Genomic DNA, 245 nt, shown 5'->3' with positions numbered 1-245 from the left:
AGCGCCGATGCGGCTGGCGTCGTGCTGGGTGCGCGTGTGCCGATCATCCTCACCAGCCGTGCCGATTCGCTGCGCACCCGGCTGGCGTCCTGCGCGGTGGCCGTTCTCATGGCACGCGCCGCCACCAAGGCTGCACCCGGTCCATTCTTCCGGCCCACGGACCGCGCATGACCCGCGCCGTTGTCAGCCTGAATGCCGGCTCGTCCAGCATCAAGTTCGCTTTGTTCACGCTGGACGAGGACAAC

The sequence above is a fragment of the Tianweitania sp. genome, from assembly GCF_032053605.1.
Lineage (GTDB): Bacteria > Pseudomonadota > Alphaproteobacteria > Rhizobiales > Rhizobiaceae > Tianweitania.
Note: the sequence above shows the minus strand (reverse complement) of the source record.